Annotated in this window: 23 protein-coding genes and 1 riboswitch; of the genes, 5 read left to right on the forward strand and 18 right to left on the reverse strand. The window is 46.8% G+C overall.

Annotated elements, in window-relative coordinates; translation table 11 throughout:
- Positions 1-19: 19 nt before the first annotated feature.
- From IEY34_RS05415 to IEY34_RS05425, 3 genes are read right to left on the reverse strand one after another with little or no spacing between them, the layout of a single operon-like run.
- Entirely contained in the window at positions 20-1,063 is a 1,044-nt protein-coding gene (locus tag IEY34_RS05415; RefSeq protein WP_189008651.1) for an ABC transporter substrate-binding protein, read from the reverse strand.
- A 37-nt stretch (positions 1,064-1,100) separates the two neighbouring features.
- A complete protein-coding gene (locus IEY34_RS05420) occupies positions 1,101-1,436 on the reverse strand; it encodes a 4Fe-4S dicluster domain-containing protein (RefSeq protein WP_189008653.1) in 336 nt (111 codons plus the stop codon).
- Positions 1,433-3,037, reverse strand: coding sequence for an FAD-dependent oxidoreductase (locus IEY34_RS05425; RefSeq protein ID WP_189008656.1), 1,605 nt, complete (start codon positions 3,035-3,037; stop codon positions 1,433-1,435). The genes IEY34_RS05420 and IEY34_RS05425 overlap by 4 nt, the downstream gene beginning before the upstream one ends.
- A 388-nt stretch (positions 3,038-3,425) precedes the next feature.
- On the opposite strand from IEY34_RS05425, the gene IEY34_RS05430 reads away from it, so the two are divergent.
- The gene (locus IEY34_RS05430; RefSeq protein WP_189008659.1) at positions 3,426-3,869 is read left to right on the forward strand and encodes a MarR family winged helix-turn-helix transcriptional regulator; all 444 of its coding nucleotides are present in this window, start codon (positions 3,426-3,428) and stop codon (positions 3,867-3,869) included.
- A 5-nt stretch (positions 3,870-3,874) separates the two neighbouring features.
- On the opposite strand, the gene IEY34_RS05435 is transcribed toward IEY34_RS05430, so the two are convergent.
- The 8 genes from IEY34_RS05435 to thrS all read right to left on the reverse strand — a co-directional run bounded on the left by IEY34_RS05435 (position 3,875) and on the right by thrS (position 12,536).
- Complete coding sequence (locus IEY34_RS05435; protein ID WP_189008662.1) at positions 3,875-4,216, reverse strand: 4Fe-4S dicluster domain-containing protein; 342 nt, start codon at positions 4,214-4,216, stop codon at positions 3,875-3,877.
- Positions 4,213-5,811, reverse strand: a complete 1,599-nt coding sequence (locus IEY34_RS05440) for an FAD-dependent oxidoreductase (protein ID WP_189008665.1) — start codon at positions 5,809-5,811, stop codon at positions 4,213-4,215. The genes IEY34_RS05435 and IEY34_RS05440 overlap by 4 nt, the downstream gene beginning before the upstream one ends.
- Positions 5,812-5,834: 23 nt before the next feature.
- Positions 5,835-6,692 (reverse strand): ABC transporter permease, encoded by an 858-nt coding sequence (locus IEY34_RS05445; protein WP_189008668.1) that lies wholly within the window; start codon positions 6,690-6,692, stop codon positions 5,835-5,837.
- A gap of 34 nt (positions 6,693-6,726) precedes the next feature.
- Entirely contained in the window at positions 6,727-7,575 is an 849-nt protein-coding gene (locus IEY34_RS05450; protein WP_189008671.1) for an ABC transporter permease, read from the reverse strand.
- Between the two features lie 22 nt (positions 7,576-7,597).
- Positions 7,598-8,374, reverse strand: coding sequence for an ABC transporter ATP-binding protein (locus tag IEY34_RS05455; protein WP_189008674.1), 777 nt, complete (start codon positions 8,372-8,374; stop codon positions 7,598-7,600).
- 484 nt (positions 8,375-8,858) lie between these two features.
- Positions 8,859-9,695: a sugar phosphate isomerase/epimerase family protein gene (locus tag IEY34_RS05460; RefSeq protein WP_189008678.1), complete on the reverse strand. Its 837-nt coding sequence runs from the start codon at positions 9,693-9,695 to the stop codon at positions 8,859-8,861.
- Positions 9,696-10,017: 322 nt separating this feature from the next.
- Positions 10,018-10,578, reverse strand: a complete 561-nt coding sequence (locus IEY34_RS05470; protein WP_189008681.1) for a GNAT family N-acetyltransferase — start codon at positions 10,576-10,578, stop codon at positions 10,018-10,020.
- Between the two features lie 38 nt (positions 10,579-10,616).
- Positions 10,617-12,536, reverse strand: a complete 1,920-nt coding sequence (gene thrS, locus IEY34_RS05475; protein WP_189008684.1) for a threonine--tRNA ligase — start codon at positions 12,534-12,536, stop codon at positions 10,617-10,619.
- A 483-nt stretch (positions 12,537-13,019) separates the two neighbouring features.
- On the opposite strand from thrS, the gene IEY34_RS05480 reads away from it, so the two are divergent.
- A complete protein-coding gene (locus tag IEY34_RS05480) occupies positions 13,020-13,691 on the forward strand; it encodes a class I SAM-dependent methyltransferase (RefSeq protein ID WP_189008687.1) in 672 nt (223 codons plus the stop codon).
- Positions 13,692-13,771: 80 nt separating this feature from the next.
- Here the strand turns inward: IEY34_RS05480 and IEY34_RS05485 are convergent, their stop codons facing one another.
- From IEY34_RS05485 to IEY34_RS05505, 5 genes are read right to left on the reverse strand one after another with little or no spacing between them, the layout of a single operon-like run.
- Positions 13,772-14,626 (reverse strand): STM4011 family radical SAM protein, encoded by an 855-nt coding sequence (locus IEY34_RS05485; protein ID WP_189008690.1) that lies wholly within the window; start codon positions 14,624-14,626, stop codon positions 13,772-13,774.
- Positions 14,623-15,969, reverse strand: a complete 1,347-nt coding sequence (locus IEY34_RS05490; RefSeq protein WP_189008693.1) for an STM4012 family radical SAM protein — start codon at positions 15,967-15,969, stop codon at positions 14,623-14,625. The genes IEY34_RS05485 and IEY34_RS05490 overlap by 4 nt, the downstream gene beginning before the upstream one ends.
- A 16-nt stretch (positions 15,970-15,985) precedes the next feature.
- Positions 15,986-16,771 (reverse strand): STM4013/SEN3800 family hydrolase, encoded by a 786-nt coding sequence (locus tag IEY34_RS05495; RefSeq protein ID WP_189008696.1) that lies wholly within the window; start codon positions 16,769-16,771, stop codon positions 15,986-15,988.
- A complete protein-coding gene (locus tag IEY34_RS05500) occupies positions 16,768-17,988 on the reverse strand; it encodes an STM4014 family protein (RefSeq protein ID WP_189008699.1) in 1,221 nt (406 codons plus the stop codon). The genes IEY34_RS05495 and IEY34_RS05500 overlap by 4 nt, the downstream gene beginning before the upstream one ends.
- Positions 17,989-17,991: 3 nt before the next feature.
- On the reverse strand, positions 17,992-18,837 hold the full coding sequence (locus IEY34_RS05505) for an STM4015 family protein (RefSeq protein ID WP_189008703.1): 846 nt from the start codon (positions 18,835-18,837) through the stop codon (positions 17,992-17,994).
- Positions 18,838-19,028: 191 nt separating this feature from the next.
- Between IEY34_RS05505 and IEY34_RS05510 the strand changes: the two genes are divergently transcribed.
- On the forward strand, positions 19,029-19,142 hold the full coding sequence (locus IEY34_RS05510) for a sporulation protein YjcZ (RefSeq protein WP_189008706.1): 114 nt from the start codon (positions 19,029-19,031) through the stop codon (positions 19,140-19,142).
- A 78-nt stretch (positions 19,143-19,220) separates the two neighbouring features.
- On the opposite strand, the gene IEY34_RS05515 is transcribed toward IEY34_RS05510, so the two are convergent.
- Positions 19,221-20,813, reverse strand: coding sequence for an ATP-binding protein (locus IEY34_RS05515; RefSeq protein WP_189008710.1), 1,593 nt, complete (start codon positions 20,811-20,813; stop codon positions 19,221-19,223).
- A gap of 174 nt (positions 20,814-20,987) precedes the next feature.
- Positions 20,988-21,071, forward strand: a riboswitch (cyclic di-GMP riboswitch).
- Between the two features lie 77 nt (positions 21,072-21,148).
- On the opposite strand from IEY34_RS05515, the gene IEY34_RS05520 reads away from it, so the two are divergent.
- Positions 21,149-21,328: a hypothetical protein gene (locus IEY34_RS05520; protein ID WP_189008713.1), complete on the forward strand. Its 180-nt coding sequence runs from the start codon at positions 21,149-21,151 to the stop codon at positions 21,326-21,328.
- A gap of 103 nt (positions 21,329-21,431) precedes the next feature.
- Positions 21,432-22,586 carry a GGDEF domain-containing protein gene (locus tag IEY34_RS05525; protein ID WP_189008716.1) on the forward strand — a complete coding sequence of 385 codons (1,155 nt, stop codon included), beginning with the start codon at positions 21,432-21,434 and terminating at the stop codon, positions 22,584-22,586.
- Positions 22,587-23,100: 514 nt separating this feature from the next.
- On the opposite strand, the gene IEY34_RS05530 is transcribed toward IEY34_RS05525, so the two are convergent.
- A partial coding sequence (locus IEY34_RS05530; RefSeq protein WP_268240108.1) for a group II intron maturase-specific domain-containing protein occupies positions 23,101-23,683 on the reverse strand: 583 nt, incomplete at its 5' end.

The raw sequence follows: 23,683 nt of genomic DNA on the forward strand, positions 1-23,683 counted from the left end.
TCGTCATCGAAATATCGGTTTATTTTAGAATCCACTGATTCAGATCAAAATCTTTCTCTGCCAGCTTCTCATCGACTAGAAACTTCTTCGTCCCATCGAGCAGCTTGAGGCCATCATCGGTAAAATTAACATCTTTAATCGTCTCAATCGGCGAAACTTTCTTATTCAGTTCTGGTGTAAAACCATTTAACTGGGAAAGAAATTGGTAGTATTCATCAGGTTTGGTCTTCAAATCCTTCAGCGCTTTGAGACGCGCTTCATTCCAAACTTTTTGGAAATCAGGAAATTTCTTCAGATAATCTTCAGAAGCCACGGTGATGCTGGTACCGATTAGATTGGGATGTTTGGACGCATCATCAATTAACGGATAGCCTTGTTCAATTTGCTTTAAAGCGAAGATCGCGCTGTTCGTCATCGCGTCGACTTCTCCACGAGAGAGAGCAGCCTCGCCGTCAGGACGCAGCATATGGATGAATTTCACATCCGGAACGTTCTGTTCTTTCACCAAACCAGCAATGTAACGGTGCATAAAGGAACCCTTTTGAATCGCAACCGTTTTGCCTTTCAGATCAGCGATGGACTGAGGTCCGCCTTTCTTGCCAATCAAGTAGCCGATACTGTCCGTAGCCCCTTGCGTAATGGCTCTTGTTTTGGCTCCGGTAGAACGAGCAAGAAGTGCTGGCGTATCGCCCAAGCTGCCGAAATCAAGTCTGCCGCTGATCAGCGATTCACTTTGATCGGGTCCGTTCGGGAAAGCAACCAGTTTAACATCCGTTATGCCGTATTTCTTGAATTCTTCTTGAATAATCCCTTTATAGAAGCCCCATCCTTCCGCCCCGCCCGGAAAATTAAGCTTATTCGTCCCAATGTAACCATAATTGATGACACTTGGCGGCTGCACTTTGGCTCCGCTGCTAGTTGCTGCGGCGCTGCTGTTCGCTGGCTTGGAGGCTCCTTCCGAATTGCCGCATGCCGCTACCAAGGCAACCATTGTCGCTAACATGACGACCAAACTTGATGACCGTAAAAATCCCCTTTTTCTTTGTATCTGTTTCTCTGTCATGATTGTCCAATCTCCTCTCAGGTTGTAGCCACAGGGATTACCCTATGGCGGTTCTTTTCGCTAATTCATACATATAAGGATGCTCGGCAACTGGTTTGCGGCCTTTGCCCCAACCTACTTTCTCACGATAGCCGCCCAATAAACCTTGTTCATCCAAAAGCGCTTCACTAACAGCCGTTGGCCCTTCGGCATCCGCAGCGACATAAAGCGCATCCGCCGGACAATACAACTCGCACATGAAGCAGGTTTGGCAGTCGCTTTGGCGCGCAATGACCGGAATGCCATGCTCCCCGCGATCAAATACGTTCGTTGGACAAACCGACACGCATAAATTGCACTCTACACATTTGGACTCGCTGACCAATTCAATCATGTCGTAACGGCCTCCTTGCTTACTTCAGCCTTTTGCGTCCAGACCTGGTCAAGCCCGCCGCTAATTAGCCGATAGCGCTGCGAATCATCCAAAGTCGGATAATCCTCACGTTTGTGCATCCCTCTGGTCTCCGTACGAACCTGTGCGGTATTGTACATCCAGCGAGCCGTCGCTGTCATAGCCGTTGCTTCACGATGGCGAACACCTTGCAGATCCAGGGTCGTCGTACGCTCGCGCAGATCTGTCCAAAGTCCATCCAGACGGGTGATCGAGCTAGCCAGCCCTTCTTGCGTGCGGAACAAATTACGATCATACGGCGTTACTTCCTCTTGCACAGCACGAATGGCTTCTGCCGTTTTGCCTTTATCCTCACTGCCTCCGGCTTTGGCGAATGTCGTGGTGGAGACACTTCTCAACTGGCGATTGGATGCTCTGTCACCGAGATCACGCGCAAACTTGGAAGCTCCCTCGCCGGCGAACGAACCGGATGACATCGCCCAAGCGGCATTATGACTGCCACCGCCTGTGAATCCTCCGCATATCAGTTCTCGTGTAGCTGCATCTCCAGCCGCATAGAGGCCTGGCACAATCGTTGAGCACTGCTCATCAATTATGCGAATACCTCCTGTACCGCGAACTGTTCCTTCCAAGCGCAGTGTGACCGGGAATTTATCTTTGAATGGATCGATACCGAGCCGATCGAAAGGCAGGAAGAAATTCGTTTGGTTCACGCGCAGAAGTGGACGAATATCCTCAGGCGCCTGATCCAAGCTTGCATACACTTGACGACCTTGCAGCAGATTGCGAGCAATGATCGATCGACCGCGTTGCGAACCTGCCCCCTCCACAATGGTTCCGTCTTCGTAATAGAAGGAAGCATACCGATAGTAAGCTGTTTTGGTCACGGAAGAGAATGTCGGGCATATCGCGTACGCATTCGAGAACTCCATGCCGGAGAAGTCAGCCCCTGCTTCAGCAGCCAGCAAATAACCATCCCCCGTTAAAACATTCGTTCCTAGTGCTTTGCTTAGGAAAGCACAGCCGCCTGTCGCGATCACTACCGCCCCGGCACGTACCGTCCACGTTTGGCCGCTTTGCGTCCGCACGCCTGTCGCACCGCCAACACCGTGTTCATCGGCGAGCAGTTCAAGTACAGGACTGTGATCGAGAATTTGCACGCCAGCTTTTTGTACCAATTTACGCATGAGCTTCATATATTCAGGCCCTTGCAAGCCTTTTTTGTAAGGATCGCCACTATCATCTTTGGGAAAAGGGTAGCCCCACGCTCCCAATTTATTCATATTTTCATACGTGCGATCGAGCACACGATTCATCCAAGGAACCTCCGCCAATTTACCACCGAGTAGATAACGGCTCTGTCTTGCTTCCTCACGAAGCTGTTCATCCGGCTTAATATACCAAACGCCCGTACCTGATGGCGCCGTAGCTCCGCTTGTGCCGCAGTACCCTTTATCTACCAGAATGACTTTGGAGCCATTCGTTGCAGCCGTTAAGGCCGCCCAAGTTCCAGATGGCCCGCCACCAATAACTAGAACATCAGCAGACAACCGCAATTCACTATCTTCCCATACTTTCGCCATATCCATTGCCCCCTAAACAAATATTCTCAATTGAAATGCCAACATATGAACCCTTCAGTCAACAAGCAAAAAAACAAAAAGGAGGCATCCCTAATAAGGAACGCCTCCGTTCGTACGGTTGGACGAGTAGTCATATCGTTCATTCCTAGTAATGAGTTCGCGATAGATGTGTTGTACATTATATCCACAAAACCAAGGTGTTTACTAAGAATAATATCATAGTAGCATCTCCATTTATATTCGTCAACTAAGTTTTATTCGGATATGCAACCATTTAAAATCCATATATTTAAGCAAATTTGCTTAAATATCATTTGAAATATATATAGGTTAGCTATATAATAGAAATGAAACTTGGGAATATATAACTTTTTTTGGAGTGAATAACATGAACTATCCAGATTCGCTGGATCAACTTGCCGCCTCACTGATTGCCGTTAATCGTTATCTACGGTATACGACATTCGGGCTTGAGAGCCGAACCATAACACGTGTCCAATGGCTGCTTCTGCGCCATCTTTCCAATGAAGCGAATCAAACGATCGGTCAACTCGCCGTTAAATTGGACGTGCAACAGAGCACGATGTCACAAATGCTGGATCGATTAGAGAAAAGCGGCCTCGTGCTTAGGCAAATCAGCGAAACGGATACACGCGTGAAGACGGTGATTTTAACAGATGCGGGTTATGCCGTTATTCAGCAAACTGAACAAGCATGGAAAGAAAAACTCGCCGAACCCTTCGAGCAATTCTCGCAAGCAGAGAAGCTGATGCTGGTAGAGCTGCTAGGCAGGCTCGTTGACAAACTGCCGACCAGAGAAGACAACAAATAATGATTTTAGCGGCGCGGCGGTAAAATAAGATCGATGAATGGCGTTGTATCTACTTCCGCTAGCGTCGTTCGTCCTTTCCCCCAACCAATCGTTTCTCTCCAGCTGCCAAGCAGCTTTGTTTGGATTAATTCTTCTTCACTCGGCACTGCGTCCAGCGGGTTTTCGAATGGCGCGACATACAAAGCATCTACAGGGCAATAAGCTTCGCAAATAAAGCAGGTTTGGCAATCCTCCTGCCTGGCGATGATCGGCACCCCATCCACATTTTTGTCAAATACATTCGTAGGGCAGACCTTCACACATAGCGTGCAGCCTACACAACGTTCAGAACTTACAAGCTCAATCAAGGGATCAACACCTCCTGTGCAGACTTCTCCTCTTTGCGAATGTGGATCTCATCGATCCCTGATACCAGCAAGCGATACTGCTGTGCGGGGTCTGTCTCGGGGTATTCTTGGAGCATATGCAAGCCACGCGTCTCCTTGCGTTCCAGCGCCGCGGTGTACATCCAGCGCGCTGTCGCGATCATCGCCGCGACTTCTCTCGTGCGCACCCGACCCTGCACCGTCGGCTGCACGGCTCCCCGCAAGCTCGCCCACAGTCCGTTCAATCGCTCCAGCGATTGACGGATCACGGGCTCGCTGCGGAAATAATTGATGTCCAGCGGGAACACCTCTTGCTGGACAGCCTTGACCAAGGCCCCCGCATCGATGATGCGCTCGGGTGCCGCTTCCTTGTCGACCAGGCCATAACGGCCTGCTGGTCGCAAATCCCTTCCGGCTGCGCCGCGGCCCAAGGCCAGCGCATGCTTCGCTGCGCCGGCGCCGGCCCACGTGCCGGAAGAGATCGCCCAGGAGGCGTTGAACGCGCCTCCCCCAGACTTCGCACCCGTGACGCGCTCACGGGTTGCGGCGTCACCGGCGGCATAAAGGCCGGGAACCGTTGAAGCGCAGCTATCATCGGTCAGGCGGATGCCGCCTGTTCCGCGAACGGTTCCCTCGTAGCGAAGCGTCAGCGGGAACCGTTCCTTGAAAGGATCGATGCCCGCACGATCCAGCGGCAGGAAGAAAATCGCATGTGATTTGCGCAATATCTCCTGCTTCTCTGGGGTATCTGCATGGTTAAGCACCGCATAGACAGGTCCCTTGCTCAGCATCGTTGGCAGAAAATCACCAGCACGCGGACCACCCCCTTGCAGCACGGTTCCATCTTCCGCGGTGTAGGTTGCCCAGTTCAGCAGCCGGCCGCGAGTTACCGTGCCAAATGCCGCACTTGGCGCATATTGCCGCGTAAATTCCATACCGGATAGTTCTGCGCCAAGTTCGCTTGCCATAAGCAAGCCATCTCCAGTCAGCACATTGCAGCCCAAGCCTCTGCTAAGGAATGCGCAGCCGCCCGTCGCAATCACGACGGCATTAGCGCGAACTTCCCATTCTGTCTCATCGAGTCTTGATATCCCGCGAGCACCTCCAACGCCATTCTCATCCACCAGCAGTTCAAGCGCCGGCGACTGATCCAAGATCTTCACACCCGCGCGTTTCACTTGGCGACGCATGATTTTCATATACTCAGGTCCCTGCAAATGATCGCGCAACGGGACACCTTGCTCATCCCGGCGAAACGGATAGCCCCAACCCTCAACCAACAGCAAGCTTTCATATACTTGATCCAATACACGGTGAATCCATGCGGGTTCTGCCAAATACCCGCTCTCTCGGTAGCGCTGCTGAACAGCCTTCTCCCTTAGTTCAGGGTCTGGCGGTAAATACAAGAGATTCGTTCCTCCTGGAGCCGTGGCTCCGCTAGATCCCAAGTAGCCCTTATCGACCAGAATCACCTTGGCATTCTGTTGGGCCGCGCTCCATGCTGCCCATGCCCCTGCGGGACCGCCGCCGATAACTAAGACATCGGCCTCCCATTTTACAACCTCGGCTGAGCTCATTGGTTTCCCCCCTTGATGTTCATTTAGCCTTGAAAGCTGTCTCTCCAGCTCAGCCATTTTCTTTCCAGCAAACGCACAAGCGAATCCACGAGTTTGCCGATCACAGCAAAAATAATGACACCGACAAAAATAAGTTCAGCACTTGAATTCTGCTTGCCATAATTGATCAGGAAACCGATTCCTTCCTGTGAGCCTATCAATTCTGCGACCACCAGACCTAACCATGAAATAGCCACTGATAACCGTAAACCTAACAAAATACTAGGCAATGAGGCCGGAAGAATTAAACGGAAAATCTGCTTCGATTTGCTGAAATTCAGCACTTGAGCCACCTCGAACCACTTATGATCCACACTGCGAATACCCAAAAATGTATAAATATACATCGGGAAAAAGGCGCCATTTGCGATGATCACAATCTTGGAAACTTCCCCAAAGCCAAACCACAAAATAATAAGCGGAGCGATCGCCAAATGGGGAATCATCCGCAGCATTTGAAACGACGGATCGAGCATAAATTCAAGCTTCTGAATAAAGCCAACGAAAAAACCGAATACAAGTCCTATCGATCCCCCAATTACAAAACCGATGGCCGCTCGTTGCAGGGAAATCGATAAGTGTTGCGAGAGCTCACCGGATACGATTAAGGTGCGGAATTCAGAAGCAATTTGCAAAGGAGTAGGCAGAAAAGTAGGCGAGAACAGCCCTAAATCACCTGAAAGCTGCCAGATAACTACAATTAATAACGGCAAAATCGAACCGATGACGATGTCATTTAGTTTATCCCGATACCATTTTATTCTAAAAAGTCCCAGTTCCCCCTTCTCTGACTCCCCGATTCCTTGTGGCGCTTGTCGAATCGCTTTGACACTATTACTCATTCCATCACGCCTCCTATGCCTCAGTAATGATCACTTATCTTCCTTTATAACTGTCTTGCCAGCTAAGCCATTTACGTTCTAGTAGTCTCACTGCCGAATCCGCCACGATTCCGAAAACGGCGAAAATGAGAATACCGACGAAAACGACTGGGGTTTTGGAAAATTGTCTCGCATCCGACATCATATAACCGATACCCGAGGTGGAACCCATTAGTTCCGCTACGACAAGACCAAGCCACGATACGCCAAGTGAGATTCGAACGCCCAGTAAAATATGGGGAAGCGCTCCTGGTATGGTTAAACGAATAATTTGCTTCCATTTACTAAATCCAAGCACACGTGTCACATCAAACAATTTATTGTCTACGCCCCGAATTCCTAGAAAAGCATTGATATAAAGCGGAAAGAAAGCTCCTTTGGCAATTAACAAAACCTTGGCGGTTTCACCGATCCCGAACCACAAAATAAATAAGGGCGCAATCGCGAGATGTGGCACCATACGAATCATCTGTACCGTTGGATCTAACGCCCTCTCCGTTTTGCGGAATAAACCAACGAAAATACCGAAGGCAAGTCCAAGCGATCCTCCTAACACGAAGCCTGAGAGCGCTCGCACCACACTGATTTTGATATTGTCATAAAGCTCACCTGTTTGAATTAATCGAATACCTGCGCTGATGATTCGAATAGGTGTCGGAAACAGCAGCGATGAAATAATTCCTAATTGACCCAATACCTGCCACGCGATCAGTACGATTATGGGAACAAGTGCCCCAAGAAGTGTTCGATATATACGTTGTTTGACTCTCACCTGTCGATCTGTCAGCGGCCTTTTCTGTCCAGTGTCCAGTTCAACACCAACTAATTGTCCTTGTCGGCTCATCGAATCTCCCCCTTCCTATTTATTAGATACCAGAGCTGTCTACGAGTTCCAACTCTTCGATCTTTTCGAATTCACTAAGCACCTTTAGGCGCAATTCTTGAAATGATGTCGTTGTTTTTTTACGGGGAATCGGCAAATCAATCGAAACGATATTCCGAATCGCGCCAGGACGCGGTTTAAGAATGACTACACGATTGCCCAAATAGATCGCCTCATCAATATCATGCGTGACAAAAATCATCGTCGTTTTATTTTTTTGCCAAATATCGATCAGCACTTCCTGCATATGCGTTCTCGTAAAAGCATCCAAGGCTCCGAATGGTTCATCAAGCAGCAGCACCTTAGGATTCCGGAGTAGCGCTCTTGCAATCGCCACACGTTGAGCCATCCCGCCAGACAATTCTCTAGGAAACGACTTCTGAAATCCCTCTAAACGAACTAGTTCAATCAGTTCATCCACTTTTTTGCGGACATTGGGATCCCGCAGAGAAAGATCTGCGGCGATATTTTTCTCAACGGTCAGCCAAGGGAATAGGCGCGGCTCTTGAAAAATGAATCCTTTATCGATACCTGGCCCCTTAATCGGCTGTCCGCCAAGATGAACATCACCAGAGTATTGAACATCCAGCCCTGCTATAATCTTGAGCAGCGTGCTTTTGCCGCAGCCGCTTGGACCAATGACGGTAATAAACTCTCCCTCTTTTACATGCAATTGGATGTTATGCAGCGCTTGAACAGACCCTTTGTTCGACTGAAACGTTTTGTTTAAATGTTGGATTTTCAATAATGGTTCGCTCATGAAGATCAACTCCTCTTTAATAATGTAAGATAATCGGTGTGCTACCAAGCAACACGTCCTATTAAGGGAACTGTAGGACCCTATTTAGGTAAATAGTAGGTTTTTTATGGTAATAGAGGAACTACAGGGTCTTATTTCCAAGGAAATGTGCTGAATTTCCCAGCAAACAGCGAATTAGCTCCCTGTAGTTCCCTCAACCTTGCTATAAGGACACTTTTTGCTAGCATAGCGGCTTGTAGTTCCCTTATCTCAACCAAAACCATATAGCTGATAGGTAAAAAAAAAGACACTTTTCTCTAGGTAGAGAAAAAGCGTCTCCGTTTAAACGGTAGTCACAATTCAAGCTTATGGAAGTTGTCGATTCATTTCATTGTTTATCCGTAGGATTAATATGGATTGAACTTTTCTATTCATAGATTAACATTCTTTATTAAACTTCGTCAATTATATTTTCTTATATTCCGATAAGTTTTATCGGGATGTGCTATTTTACCGTGAAATAAGGCGCTGCCAGCTTACGCACACGCTCAATACCTTCCCACATGTCGCCAGGCCCGTCGTATACAAGCGTAATCGGACCTTCATAACCGGCCTTCTTTACGATATCCATGCAGCGAATGAACTCATCCTCATCGGGAATCCCGCCCGCATCTGTTTGCGCCTTGGCATGAATGGACTCACTGTGTGGAATCGTTCTGGCAAGCGCCTTATATTTGCCTGCTCCTTTAAAATTACCGAAATCGGAAGTAAATCCAATGGCTTCACCACATCTCTCTAACAAGGCAAGGCAGTTGTCTGCCTCTGAGGTTAACGCATGGAAGTTTTCAGTGACCACTTTCACGCCTCTCGCAGCAGCGTACTGCCCCAACTCCCTCAGCCCGTTAGCTGAGCGTTCCAGTGCTTCTTGATCCGTAGGCTCCGCATCGCCAGCAATGACGCGAACCCTCTCGGCTCCAGCATTTGCTGCAATATCAATCCAGCCTTGAATCCATGCAAGATCTGCTTCTCTACGGCCAGTGTCCGCACTAGATATATCTCCATATTCAATAAGCAGCGTATAAAAGCGAATGCCTGCCTGTTGGAAGGACTGCTTCAAAGTCTGCAGGTAGCTCGTGCTTGTATCCGGAAAATGAAAATGGCACACTTCGACGGAAGTGAACCCCTTGTCCGCTAGAGTCGCCGGCAATTCCAATAAAGTAAGCAGCTCTGGTTGATCTTGAGTCTCCGTATACGTCGTACGTGCTGTTTCATCCCAGCGTGTCCAGCGCAAAGGTCCCAGATTGCGGTGCAAACTCCAACTCGTTAATGATAAGTAAGGCATAGGCTCAATCCTTTCATTTCTCTGAATAGTAGTAGTTTATCAGCCTGAAACCTCAATCACCATATGTGAAATCGCCGATTTATCTCCTATTGTGCTTTTTTTCCGTTTGCCACTTTATTGTGCGAGACAAGGGAAACACCTTTTCACCTATTTTCTACTCCATAATGCCGATTCAATTCGTTAGATTGTAAAAGCAGCGTTTTTTTTGTCTATAAGCAGCATTCAGTTCGTTAGCAATGATTCCTGGTTAGTTGGTTGGTTGGTTGGTTGGTTGGTTGGTTGGTTGGTTGGTTGGTTGGTTCGTTGGTTCTCCACACGCCCCTCACCCTTTGCCGCGATAAGCTTTTTCATGGTAGGCCGTAATATGAGTGAATAGCGTTTGCCCATCATCCGGCAGTTCCGTTTGTTCATCTAAATCCAAATACATAGCCCGGTAAGTTTCGGGAACCCAAATATACGTGTGGACATAATCGGTCAAATGAAATCCGACCTTTTGCCAAAAGGCAATACGAACTAAATTTTCTTCCGTCATTTCAGCTTCAACTTCAATTACAATCTCCCGGCAGTTCCCTTGGGTCTTCGCCCAATGCCGAATATCTGCTAGGCAAGTTCGGCCCAGACCTTTCCCCCGCTGAGACTTGCGAACAGATATATAATCAATGATGAGTACTTTGGTCTCCTGATTCGTCGCCGTTAGCGCCATGGCAACAACTTGAGTTGGATCGCGCCAAGTATGCAGCGTGCAAATGCCTCTTTGGAACATCCGCCGGATCAGCTCTCGCGGTTTCCTGCCATGCTTAGGGAATGCTTCGTTATACACGCTTTCGGCTTGCAGCCATAGCGCTTCATCCCACGTCTCGGTCGTCATGTATGCCCAAGTCATTGATCGTCACTCTTTTCTGTATTATCTGTACCGCTATTTTAAATCAGTTCTTTGGCTTGTATTTCTTGCTTGATTCGCTCAATGAACGCTTGAATACTCACAGAGCCGAGATCTCCGTCTCCCCGTTTGCGTACAGCCACGCTTTCTGAGTTCTTCTCTGTCTCGCCAAGTACAAGCATGTAAGGTGCTTTCTCAAGCTGTGCTTCACGAATTTTGTAACCCAACTTCTCGTTTCTTCCATCTACTTCTACACGGATGCCAGCCTGTTCTAACTGCTTTTTCACTTGGAACGCATAGTCCAGATAATGATCTGAGACAGGCAGAACTTTCGCTTGGACCGGTGAGAGCCATACTGGAAATGCGCCAACGAAATGTTCTGTCAAAATACCGATAAAGCGCTCGATCGAGCCATACAAAGCGCGATGTATAACCACTGGCCGATGCTTGAGACTATCTTCACCGATGTAAGTGAGATCAAATTTCTCCGGCATCTGGAAATCCAATTGAATCGTCCCGCACTGCCAGCTTCGTTTGAGTGCATCCAAAATGTGAAAATCAATTTTGGGACCATAGAAAGCTCCATCGCCTTCATTAACAACATAATCAATGCCCAAATTATCAAGCACTTGCGCCAAAGACTTTTCAGCCTGATCCCAGAGTTCCTCGGAGCCCATGGAATCTTCGGGACGAGTGGACAACTCAACCTTATATTCAAAGCCTAGTACTTGATAGACATGGTCAATCAGCGAGATGATTCGTCCAATTTCGTCTTCTATTTGCTCGGGCAAAACGAATAAATGAGCATCATCCTGGCAAAATGTCCGCACCCGCATCATCCCATTCAATGCTCCGGAATACTCGTGACGATGCACTTGTCCAAACTCCGAAAGTCTGATAGGCAATTCCCGATAAGAGTGAAGCGCATTTTTGAAAATAAGCATATGTCCCGGACAGTTCATTGGTTTGAGCGCAAATTTCGTATCATCTACATGCGTGAAGTACATATTCTCTTTGTAGTGATCCCAATGTCCGGATTGCTCCCAAACACGATTGTTCATCATGAGCGGCGTCCGCACTTCATCGTAATCCCGCTGTCTTTGCAGTTCACGGGCAAAATTCTCCAACTCTGTGCGGATGGTCATCCCCTTGGGCAAAAAGAAAGGCATGCCAGGCGCTTCTTCCGAAAACATAAACAGCTCGAGTTCCTTGCCCAACTTGCGGTGATCGCGTTTCTTCGCTTCTTCAAGGACGTGCAGATGTTCTTCTAACTGGCTCTTCTTAGGAAAGGAAGTACCATAAATGCGCTGCAGCATCTTATTCTTTGAATCTCCGCGCCAATATGCGCCAGCAACACTCAGCAATTTAAATGCCTTAACTCTGCCTGTTGAAGGAAGATGAGGGCCACGGCACAAATCCAGAAATTCACCTTGATCATAGATGGTGATGACCGCCTCTTCAGGCAAATCACGAATCAGCTCCAGTTTCAAAGGATCTTCAAGTTCTTCAAAAATGTGTATCGCTTCCGCCCGGCTAACAATTCGTCGGACAATCGGCACATTTTCTTGAATCACTTTTTCGATCTCTTTCTCAATCAATCCTAGATCATCAGGCGAAAGCGGCTTTTCAAGATCCATATCGTAATAGAAGCCATCCTCAATCACGGGCCCTATGCCGAGCTTAACTGCTTTGCTCCCATAAATTCGCTTAATTGCTTGAGCCATGATATGAGCGGTTGTATGCCTATAGACCTCTAAACCTTCCTTGCTATCCAGAGTTACAATTTCGATTAGGCCATCCTGCTGGATTGGATAGTTCAAATCAACGAGCTTTCCATTTTCCTTTCCGGCGACTGCCTGTTTCTTCAAGCCCATACTTATCGACTCAGCGACTTGTTCAACTGTGGTGCCAAGCGGATACCTCCTGATTGATCCATCCGACAACGAAACTTTAATTTCCATAATGCAGCCTCCATTTCTACTTTTTCCCGATTTATATGAACGCAAAAAAACGCATCTCGCCCAAGAAGGGACGAGTGCGTTCAGCTCGTGGTTCCACCCTAATTCGACCTGCCTGACAATTGGGTTCAATACCCAAGATTGCAGCAGCAAGGTCCTTATTAGTATCTGATATCGAAGATAACTCGGTGTTGTTTACTGCCGCCAAGCTAATCTTAACGGGTTCTACAATACGGCTACAAAGGGGTAATTTCACATCCGTTTACAGGAGAAGCTTTCAGCCTGAACTTCTCTCTCTGGGCAGTTCGTGAAGGAAATCATGTCTTTGGTCAATGCCTGTTATGCAATTAATTTATTATATTACTGATCACTGAACGGGAAGTCAAGGAAATCCTTCTAACGCTTGCGAAATTCGCATAAGAATGAGGGGGTATTAAGATAGCGCTAGCCGCTGCGCATTGTCATCATTATTGAGGAGGCCTTGGAATGACGAACCATTCTCATCTTCAATCCCGATTTATCCTCGCATCCGATCCGTCTGTACAAGAACTTGTTTACCCATTGCCAGAAACCTGGTGGAGTCGTCCTTATGAATATGCTTGGTGCACATCGTTCATGAATGAACATGATATTGCCTTGGATGCTGCATGCGGAGTGCCTCATCCCTTCAAATTCGCCCTAGGTCAGCGATGCCAAGAAGCTTATGCCTGTGATTGGGATGCGCGAATTCATTCCGAGCAAAGTATATTGGATGCTGTGCGAACCGAGATCAACGAAGAGGCTGTTGAGCTAATAAAAGCTATTGATTACAAGCGGACCAGGTTCACTCAATCCAGCATTACACACCTGCCCTATGCGGATGATTTTTTCGATAAAATCTATTGTATTTCTGTCGTGGAACATATGGATCTCACGGACATGCGGCTTGCTCTGAAAGAATTTAGAAGAACTCTGAAAGCTGATGGTTATCTCCTGCTTACGTTAGACTTTCCGACTATCGACTTAACGATGTTTCGCACATTGGTGCAGGAGACAGGGCTTGCTTTTGCCTATGATGCGCAATTCGAGCTTCCCGCAGATGCGCTTTACAACGATATCTGGGGACGGTTATATTGCTTCCGCGCGGTTTTGAAGAGAAACACATCAGCCCAGGAGTGATATTGGGTTTCAGAATCAACTTCCCGCTGATCACGAACAAACCAAGCCCCCCTTACCAATAAGGGTGCTTGGCTTGTCATCTATCCGTTTGCGATACGCTCCAACAAATGATCCCCATACACGCGGCTCAGCGCCAACTCCGGCATATGAATATAACCGATGTAACAATCACAGCAGTTCATTCTGCACGGCCTGTCTGCGGACAGGCCTTCCAGACCATCACGGTAGAGATGGCCAATTACCGTGCGATCCTTGTAACACCGTTTTACGATACCAGCGCCTTGCACGTAGAAAACATCTTTTCCCGTCGAGCAGGGACTGCCCTGGCTGCCATAATCCACAGCATTCCGCTCAAAATGAGGATCGATTTCACGTAAAAAAGCGATATCGGCAGCCGTGTAATAGTCTTTTTTATCCTTAAAGGCATTTACCCACATGTACACATCTGTTGGCAAACCTTGCCGCAGTGAAGCTAGTGCAGAGAAAGCGCTTTTCACACCAACTGAACCCACACTAAAAGGAAGCCCGCGTCGATGCAATTCTGAACATTGGTTCAGAAAAGAGGCCTCATCCACTTGCCCAGGATGATAGGATGCCCAGAAGGCGGCATTCTTCGGATTCAAGTCATCCGTCCAGTCCAGCTTTGCCGACAAATTCGTTTGGATCGCCACTTTGTCAACATGGGGCATCTGAGACAGCTCAATCATGGCTTCTCGATACCAGCGATGAACCAGTCCTTCACCGTAAGGATTAAAAAATAGAGCAAGACGATGCCCCTCTCTCTCCTGCGCTTTAACCCAATTAACAAACGTGAGAAGTTGAGAACGATCTTTGGCCAAAGTTGCGGCATTGTCTTTATTCTTGCTAAATGGACAGTACGGACAATCATAATTACAAGAGGACAAGCTGCCTCTGTAATAAATGGTTGCTCTCATACGAATACATACCCTTCCATGCGTTCCTTCACTTCTGGAGAAATGAACCAATCACCGATCGCATCCGAATACGCTAAACCTTCATCCGTCAGTCGCAATATACCTTCTGTCTTCGTCGCAAAACCATTTTCCAGCAATGGGTGAAGGTCCGGGTAATCCTCCAAAGCTTGACTAGCGAAGCGTTCAACGTAACTTGAAAGCTCCAATCCTTCTGTATGCAATATGGCTTTGAGGATAAATCGGCGCTGTTGCTCCGCTTTATTCAACTGATAGCCGTAGTCCGCTCTATCATGGCGCTCGGCAGCGACATAATCGGCAATAATACTTGCCGTAGCTTGGCGATCCACGGCGTACCGTGAAGCATAATGGAGCTCACGGGTGTACGAGCGTGCGCCGCAGCCTAAACCAACCATCCCGTCTTCCTGACAGCCATACGGCAGCAATTGCTTGGCCGAAGAGACAGTTGGTTTAGCGAATCGGCGCATGGAATGCTGGATATATCCCGCTTCTCGCAAACGATCGCGCGCAGCCAAATAACAGTCCATTCGAAGATCAGCACCAACACGGCGAATATCTTCAGGTTTAACAATGGTTTGCTCACGTGTATATAAGGGATAGATGAACACTTCTTCCGGTTCATAAGCCAGTGTTCGCTCAACAGAATACAGCCAAGTGGCGACCGTTTGTCCCGGCAACCCATAAATGAGATCCAAATTCAGAATTGGAAACGGCTCGCTTTTCAACAAGGTCAGAGCTCTCTCCACTTCAAGAGGTTTCTGCGGCCGATATATGGCTGCTGATTCATCCTCAATAAAGCTTTGAATCCCCATGCTGACTCGATCTACGTGGTGCGCATGCAAGATTCGAAGCCTTGCCTCCGTCACCGTTTCCGGGGATGTCTCGACAGAGATGGACGCTTGCCGGGTATCTAACCCCATTACTTCTTCGGCAATCCCAAATAAGCGCTCAAGCTGTTGCGGTTCAAGCAAGGTTGGCGTTCCACCACCGATTGCGAACCGGGCAAATGGTTTACCACCCGCAAAAGAATCCCACTCGCGCGCTTGCCGTTCCAGTGCATCAACGTATTGCTCATGACTGCTGGTTCTTTTATCAGGCAGCGTGAACAAATTGCAGAAACCGCAGCGTGCTCCGCAAAATGGGATGTGCATGTACAAGAAATACGTTTCCGCCGTTTCTTGGGCCCAAAGCTCTGACAATGGCCTGCTCGGTTCCAGCTCCCGATAGGCGGTTTTGTGCGGATAAGCATATAAATAAGAACGGTAAGGATCTGCGCGCATATGGTCAGCCCAACTGCGGATCCTTGAAGTATCGCTAGAAGTCATCTTCCGCTCACATCCTTTATAGAATAAACTCACGATAAGGCACGGTCCATACAGCTTCATGCGCAAGCCGATGTCCTTCATAACCATCTTCCCCATAGCAGGTGCCATGATCTGAGAAGACCAGACAGAACACAGGCCGTTCCCGTTTGCGCAGCACATCGAACAAACGACCTAATTCACCGTCCACATAACGCAGTGCTGCGCGTTGGGTCTCTATGGAGTCTCGTTTGGCCCCCTTAACGTAATAGTGATTAGGTCCATGAATCGCAGATACATTTAGAAATAAAAACAGCCTCTCCTTCTCATCCAACTGATCCAGCAGTTTAATCGTGTGATTAACCTGATGCTCTGTGGAACGAGGGTTCGTTACGCCAAACGTCATCCGCCAGTAGCTTTGTTGAAAATAACCTGGCAGCACACGGGCAAGCGGCACCTTCTTGGTAAAGAAAATAACGCCGCCGATGCAGATCGTTCGGTAGCCTTCCGCTTGCAAGCCTGAAACGAGATCCGGTGTATCGAATAGCCATGTATGCGGATGCGTCTTGAACCCGGTATGTTTGGAGTGAAACAAACGAACATGTTCAGCCTTGTTGGGCGTTGCTGGCGTCGGTAAAAAGCCGCCAAAAAAAGCGTGATGAGCCGCATAAGTAAAGCTGCCTGGCGTATGCCTCTTCTCCCAAGATCCGCTACCGCATAAGTTTGGACAATTGGACTCCTCCAGATCAGCAGCATCATAACGCAGTGTATCCAGCGTAATCATGACAAGATCATGGGTGCCAATAATCGCGTTCATATCTGTCATATTTGTTCCCCTTTAGCACAGTTCATAAGTTCCCACGTATAGGTGTCTTCTCCTTGGAACTGCACCTTGTAAAGCAAGTCGCCGAACGGATTGATGTCTAACACATAGGGCCGCAATGACCCGCGGCTCAGCAATACATCCACGCCAGCAACCAAAGAATCGGGAAATGCCGCAAGCGCTTGAGCCGCGCACACCCCTACGGAATTTCGCAAGTTAGCATCCAATCCTACAGCCTCCAGACTCATCCGCTCACTGCGCAAATGCAGGTTCGTAATCGGGGATCGACTAACCCTGGCAATGCTATGACAGGGTTCTCCGGCAACAACAAGTTGACGGACATCGAAGGACCTCTCTTCGTAAGCGGCTTTCGCTATCCATTGCTCGATATGCGTACCCTGCTGAAGCAGCCAGTTAACGATGAGCCTGATCGTCTTCCTGTCTGAATAGGTTAGAATCTTCATAGAATTATAAAACATCGAAGGCCTGGACAGATAAGACTCCACGCCAACTGTTGTTACTGCTAATTCCGCGCCAGTGACTGGATTAATTTGATAAGCGACAACACCGCATGCGCCCGATCCGCAAGCTAGCTTAATGAATATCCGATGCTTCCGTTGCATGATCATGAATTCCTTTAATTCTTCACAATTCGAAATCCGATCAGGCTCAGCCAATGGCCGAGGGACAGGCACACCTGCCGCTTGCAACACCTCATGCGTCCTTCTTTTATCAAACATAGCGACTATGTCTCGCGGCGCGTTCACCCACTGTCCTTCTGGCCATAGCTCGGCTGCTTCCTGCTCAAGCCGCGCAAGCAAGCGTCCGTAGCCGCGAAACCACTGGGATGGATGATACAGTCGACCTGGCTGCTCCTTCAAACCCGCGATCATCGCTTGAGACCAAGGATCAGGATCGCTTCGCGCGCCAAATGGCAGCAACCGATCTCCGCCATTCGAGCCTGCGGCATCCGGAGAACCTAGTGCTATTAATGCGCATTCAACTTCATGATCTTCCCCAGGTGCATCCAAACGCAGCCAAGGTGTCTTCCCCAACTGCAAGCCCTCACGTTCAGCCACTTCGGCTAGCGAAATCTCGCCTTTTAACAAAGCCAGATAGGGCACGACAACCGCTGGGGACATGCCAAGTTTAACTCTTGCTGCTTGCAAGCCATTCGTCCGGCGATTCCCAGGGTTGCCAATTAATATCATAGGTGCCATGCCTTATTCCGTAAGCGAAGGATAGCGATAATCTTCATCCTCATCTGCATCTTGTTGTTCGTCTGTATCAACCGGAAGACCAGAGGCCTTCCATCGTTGTACCATGTCATCTGACATATAATGATAGCTGAGATCAAGGGATTGCAATTTCCTCACCTGATCGCTTGCAAGTAGCGCTTCAGCGCCTTTATCCGTTAACGTGCCAAGTGACAAATCCAACGTATGAAGCTGACTCAGAATTGGCGCATCTGCCAACGCGATCGCAATCTCATCCTCAAGTTCACTATTTTTCAAACCTAAATACGTCAATTCAGGAAATTTACCCTGTTCAACGAGAGGAAGAATATCCGCTAGCTCACCATCAAACCCATAATCTTCAACCCCCATGTAAAGCTCCAGCTTTTTTAATTGCGGAAATGAGGATTGACTAATACTAGCAAGAACTTTTTTGCCTAGTCCGCCACAAATAATGACAAGTTCCTGCAGCTTCGCATGACTCACAGGCTCTATCTCCAACCCTGTGCTTCCCTTTATCGTCAATGATTCCAGTTCAGGGAATTCCGTTAGGATGGGGGTAAGATTGCTTTGCATAATCCAAGATACCTCGCATTCCTCGAACCCCATATCACCGATGAATAATTTGCGCAGTTTGGGAAAACGATCTTTCAATTGCGTCAAAGCAGCGACAATTTCGCTGGAATCATTCTCATAAGAACCGCCCCAATCACCGATAATGAGACTGTTTAGCTCCGTACTCTCTGGTTTCGCGGCTAGCTCTTCCAGAAGATCCTTGATTTTAATACCCTCTTCATACTGCTCATAATCAATTGATAATTTCACTTCTGTCATGACATTCCCCTCCGGTTCCATTAATTTCCTACATATGTGCCTAGATTAACTATAAACGATCTCAAAAAAAACATGCAACTTCTGCTCCAACAGGGACAACAGCACAATCATTCCATGGGCCCAAACATCTTGACAGAGAATTCATACATTAGGTATGTAGCACAAGCAACTCCAAAGAAAGGGTGATTTAAATGTCTTATGTTGGTGGCGTAGGTTGTGGAACAGGCGGCGTAGGTACTTCTTCGACAGCAATTTTGGTGCTTTTCATTTTGTTGGTTATTATTACAAGCGCATTCGTTTGGTAAATTAATACCTATTTGCATATAGAAAAAACCGTCATTCCCGCTTGCAACAAGTGAGGTTGACGGTTTTCTTTGCTTGGATTAAGAAAGCGGAAGCGTCACTTCGAACTTCGTTCCTATCCCCTTGCGCGATGTGGCTGTCATATTCCCTTTATGATTTTCAATGATCCGATAACAGATGGATAAACCAAGTCCAACGCCGTTTTCTTTTGTTGAAAAAAATGGATTTACGATTTGCGCGAGCTCTTCCTTCGTCATGCCCACGCCGTTATCTTCAATACTGATTTGGAACATTTTATTATTGGCACCCATCTTCGTTGAAAGCTGGATAAATCCATTTTTGTCGATGGAATCTATCGCATTCTGAATCAAATTAACGAGTACCTGTTTAATTTGAGCAGGATCAATCCAAGCCATCGTTAATGATTCATCATATATAGCGGTGATAGATGTATTTTTTAGAATGGCTTGACTGTCCATAAACCGAATCGTATCCTTCAAAAATTCTTGCAAATTTACGGCCTTTCTCTCCGGCGTGCTTGGTTTTGCCATGACAACGAAGTCAGAAACCAACTGCTTCATGTTTTGGAGCTCCGTATTGATGAGTCCTACGTAATTCTGAAATTTTTGCGGATCATTAGATTTCTGAAGCAGCTGAAAAAAACCGATAATCGAGGTTAGCGGATTCCTTATTTCGTGGGCTAAACCTGCTGCCATCTTCCCGATGGCCGAGAACTTTTCCGCATTAATGAATTGCCGTTCAAGAACAACACGATCCGTAATATCACGAAATTGAGCAAAAGCGCCCAAGATTTCACCCTTTTCATTGATAATGGGAAGTAAATCGAACAGGCACACATTCTTCTGATCCAAGGAATACCGGAAAGAAAGCTCTATATTTTCGAATTGCTTCCGATACTTCAGAGCTTGATAGAAATAGCTTCCGAAATGTTCGAAAGGAAAGACAGGCGTGTGGATGACACTTTCCCGATTTCTTCCTGTAATTTTCTCGGCATAGGCGTTAAACTCTGTAATAATACCGCGCTCATCGGTCATAATAATGCCGTTGCGCATGTTATTGACAACAAGCTGCTGAATAAGATTTTGATTCTGATTCGTCATTCGAAGCGATAATTCTCTTTCAATAGAATCAGCCATATTAGAAAGAAGCGCTAGATAAGTATGATTATGGTGCTCAACCGAGGTCATGATGGCAATGGTCCCTGATAAATTATGATACATGGGAAAATGGAACGGCACACAATAACACGCCGTATTTCCCAGCATCTCATGATAATGTTCCTCACCGACGATCTGGATGGGTGCCTGCTCTTGCAGAGCTAGCGTGACTACATTCGTGCCCATAAACTCTTCGTCGCATTTGATTCCCTCATGAATGCCATAATTGTAGATAATTGATTTGAATCCTTCATCCCCATAGCTGTCTAAGATGTACCCCTGTTCGTTATTAACAAGGATCAGATGCGGCTTTCCGGCCAAGAGTGACAATATTTTTTCAGCAAAATACTGAATGACAGCAAGAATATCCCGATAACGTTCTTTTTCCACTTGCAGTTGATTGTCTGATAATTTAAGTCCCACCGAAGATATTTTCGTAGGATCCATCCCGCGATCCCTACATCTTTGGCGAGATAATTCTATCCATTGCTTCATAACCTTCTCCTCAACTTGACGACGATCTCATTATAATATTTAAAATGCATACAAATATTTTCAATTTTATCATAAATTATACTTTATATGTAAATTTACTTTTTCTTATCTATTTCATAGTCTATAAGGTATTTACTAGAGATAGCAACTCGATGTATAATTTGTGTACTAAGAACTATAACAGGGCGCAATGAAGCTTGGTCATTATATGGGCACTTTGACCTAGTGGAGCGAATAGTGCAACCGACCTTCTTTCAATGAGAGAGATGGTTTTTTTGTCGTCTCTTTCCTTGCGTACAATTATACACTAACATAATTGGGGAAGGAACATTTCCATGACAACTTACAATGCAGGCAATAAACAAGGGATAACGAATGAATTTGAGCCGGCGCATCCGTCCGATGTGAGTCAGGCTGAGGACTCCGTTGACGCGCATCGTTTCGAGATGACTGATTTCACCGAGAACACTTTCTATCGATTTGTTTCTTGGGTATTGAAAGGGCAACAGGAATAATCCCGACCTTGGGGTTTATTCCTGCGAACTTTTGTGGAAAATTGTAGAATTATTGGTTATACTCAGAGTGGCATGGAACTCATACATAAGATGGTGGTTCAATATGGATTTGTTATTGGATATGAAGACGATCTTCATCACGTTAGTCATTGGGCACCTGTTTACCGTTATTTTAATTAGCGCTTATTGGAGTCAACACCCTAAAGATACAACCATGAATATCTTTTTTGCTGGAAAATGTGTTCAAGCTCTGGCCTGGATTATCCTAATTTGGCGTGGTGGAATTCCTGATTCAGTAACAATATCGTTAGCCAATTCTCTCCTTTTCCTCGGATTCAGCTTAGAAACTGTCGCGTTGCTCAAGCTGCAGCAGCAATTTCATGTGTCCACCAAAAGATTCTATATCAGCATGACAAGTGCCATCATGATCTGTTTTCACTTATGTCTTTTCTTTTACAATGTTGAGCGAGTGCGCATTCTCGTTGGGTCTTTGGGCCTAGCCATTCTCATTATTCTTCCCGCTTATCGAATGATGAAGGACGAAGCCTCGTCTTTGCTTATGAAAATGATGGGTTGCGTCTATCTATTAATCAGCTTAGCGCTTGTTATAAGAAGTGTATTTGCTCTTTATTTGAATAATCTTATGGGTTTTTTCACACCAAGTTTTTATCAAACCATTTCTTTTATAGTGCTTTATCTGGTCATGATTCTAGGGAATACGGGTTTTGTCCTCCTATTGAAAGAACGGGCCGATCGCGAATTAACCAAGCTTGCGAATTATGATGATTTAACGGGGATTCTCAATCGGCGAATGTTTGTTGTCCACGCTCGAACAATTCTTAGCGGTTTCGCTAAAAAAGGGAACCCTGTTTCCTTGTTGCTGTTCGATATCGATGAGTTCAAAACGATTAATGATACCTACGGGCACGATACGGGTGATCTAGTTCTGCAGGATCTATGCAAACGGATAACGAGCCTTTTGGGCAAACATGATTTGTTTGGGCGATATGGCGGCGATGAGTTCGCTATTATGCTTCCAGGCTCGGGCATAGAAGAATCGACTGCTAAAGCGGAATTATTCCGGCAAGCCATCGCTGGGACAACCAGTTCTGAACTGCCAGCAGCCTACACTATAAGTTTAGGCGTTGTTACGCTGATTCCAAATCCCGATACACAATTAGAAACGCTATATTCTTCTTGTGACAAAGCACTCTATGGCGCCAAAAATAACGGCCGGAACGGTGTATTTAGATACTAAAGAAGGAGATTTTGTAGACTTATGTCTGCGGGATACAGAAGCACCTTCAGATGCCTTATTTTGACGCAAGATAGAGAAAAGCGGCTTTGCCGCCCTGAGAGATCAGCCTCTTAGTAGCGACAAAACCTGTTTAGGGAACTATAGGACGCTATATAGGCATATAGCAGGGATGCTAGGGTATTAGCGGAACTACAGGGTCTTATTTCCACGAAAAACGCTGAATTTGCCTTGAAACAGCAAAATAGCGGATTGTAGTTCCCTCACCCCCGCGATATGGATACTTTTGGCTAGAATAGCGGACTGTAGTTCCCTCCCTCTGTTCGCACAAGTCGGCTGGAGCAACTCCGCGTTCACTCCAAAACATATAACTCTGTAGAGTAGAGAACTGAATTTTCATTGGAGGGCGGAAGCCCTCTTTTTTACTTTTCCAGCTCCCCCTGCATCAAACCGGACGTGAGGTTTTCCCTCATCCGGCTTTCCGATGTTCTTCTTTCTTCCGCTTTACGGTACTTTCCTATCCAACGAGTTTCTTTAATCCAGAGTGCTCAGCAATAATACCCGTTAATCTGGAATTACTGTGCTTCATACGACGATTGCATTTCTTGTTCCAAAACAGCATCAATCTCTTTCGAATGTACCAGTCGATTTTATTCAGAAATAAATCGGCAAAAGCGTCCATCGCGTAGTAATTTCTCCATCCCTGAATCTTCGGATTGAGTTCTTCAACCATTCTGTTCATTGTCCAGAACAGTCGGTTACGCGGCGATGTGGCTTCCTTCACCTTCTCTTTCATCTTCTTCATGGCTTTCTTCGATGGATAGCTCCGCAATATATAATGGGCTACTCCCTTGACCTGTTTGGGGATTTTCCGGTGATGCATGCCCAGAAAGTCAAATCCTGCTTTGTCATCCCATAGGTTGACGAGCTTTGATTTGGATGTGTTTATCTCTATTTCAAGTTTATTAAATACTGCTTTTAACACATCGATTGCCTTCATAGCCTGCTCTTTGGTTTTGCACAGAATGACGAGATCATCAGCAAATCTGACGAGGGCGCCGAGTTCGGTAAATTTGTTTTCCCAGACCTTATCCAGGTAG

The sequence above is a fragment of the Paenibacillus marchantiophytorum genome, from assembly GCF_014640555.1.
In the GTDB taxonomy this organism is placed as follows: Bacteria; Bacillota; Bacilli; order Paenibacillales; family NBRC-103111; genus Paenibacillus_E; species Paenibacillus_E marchantiophytorum.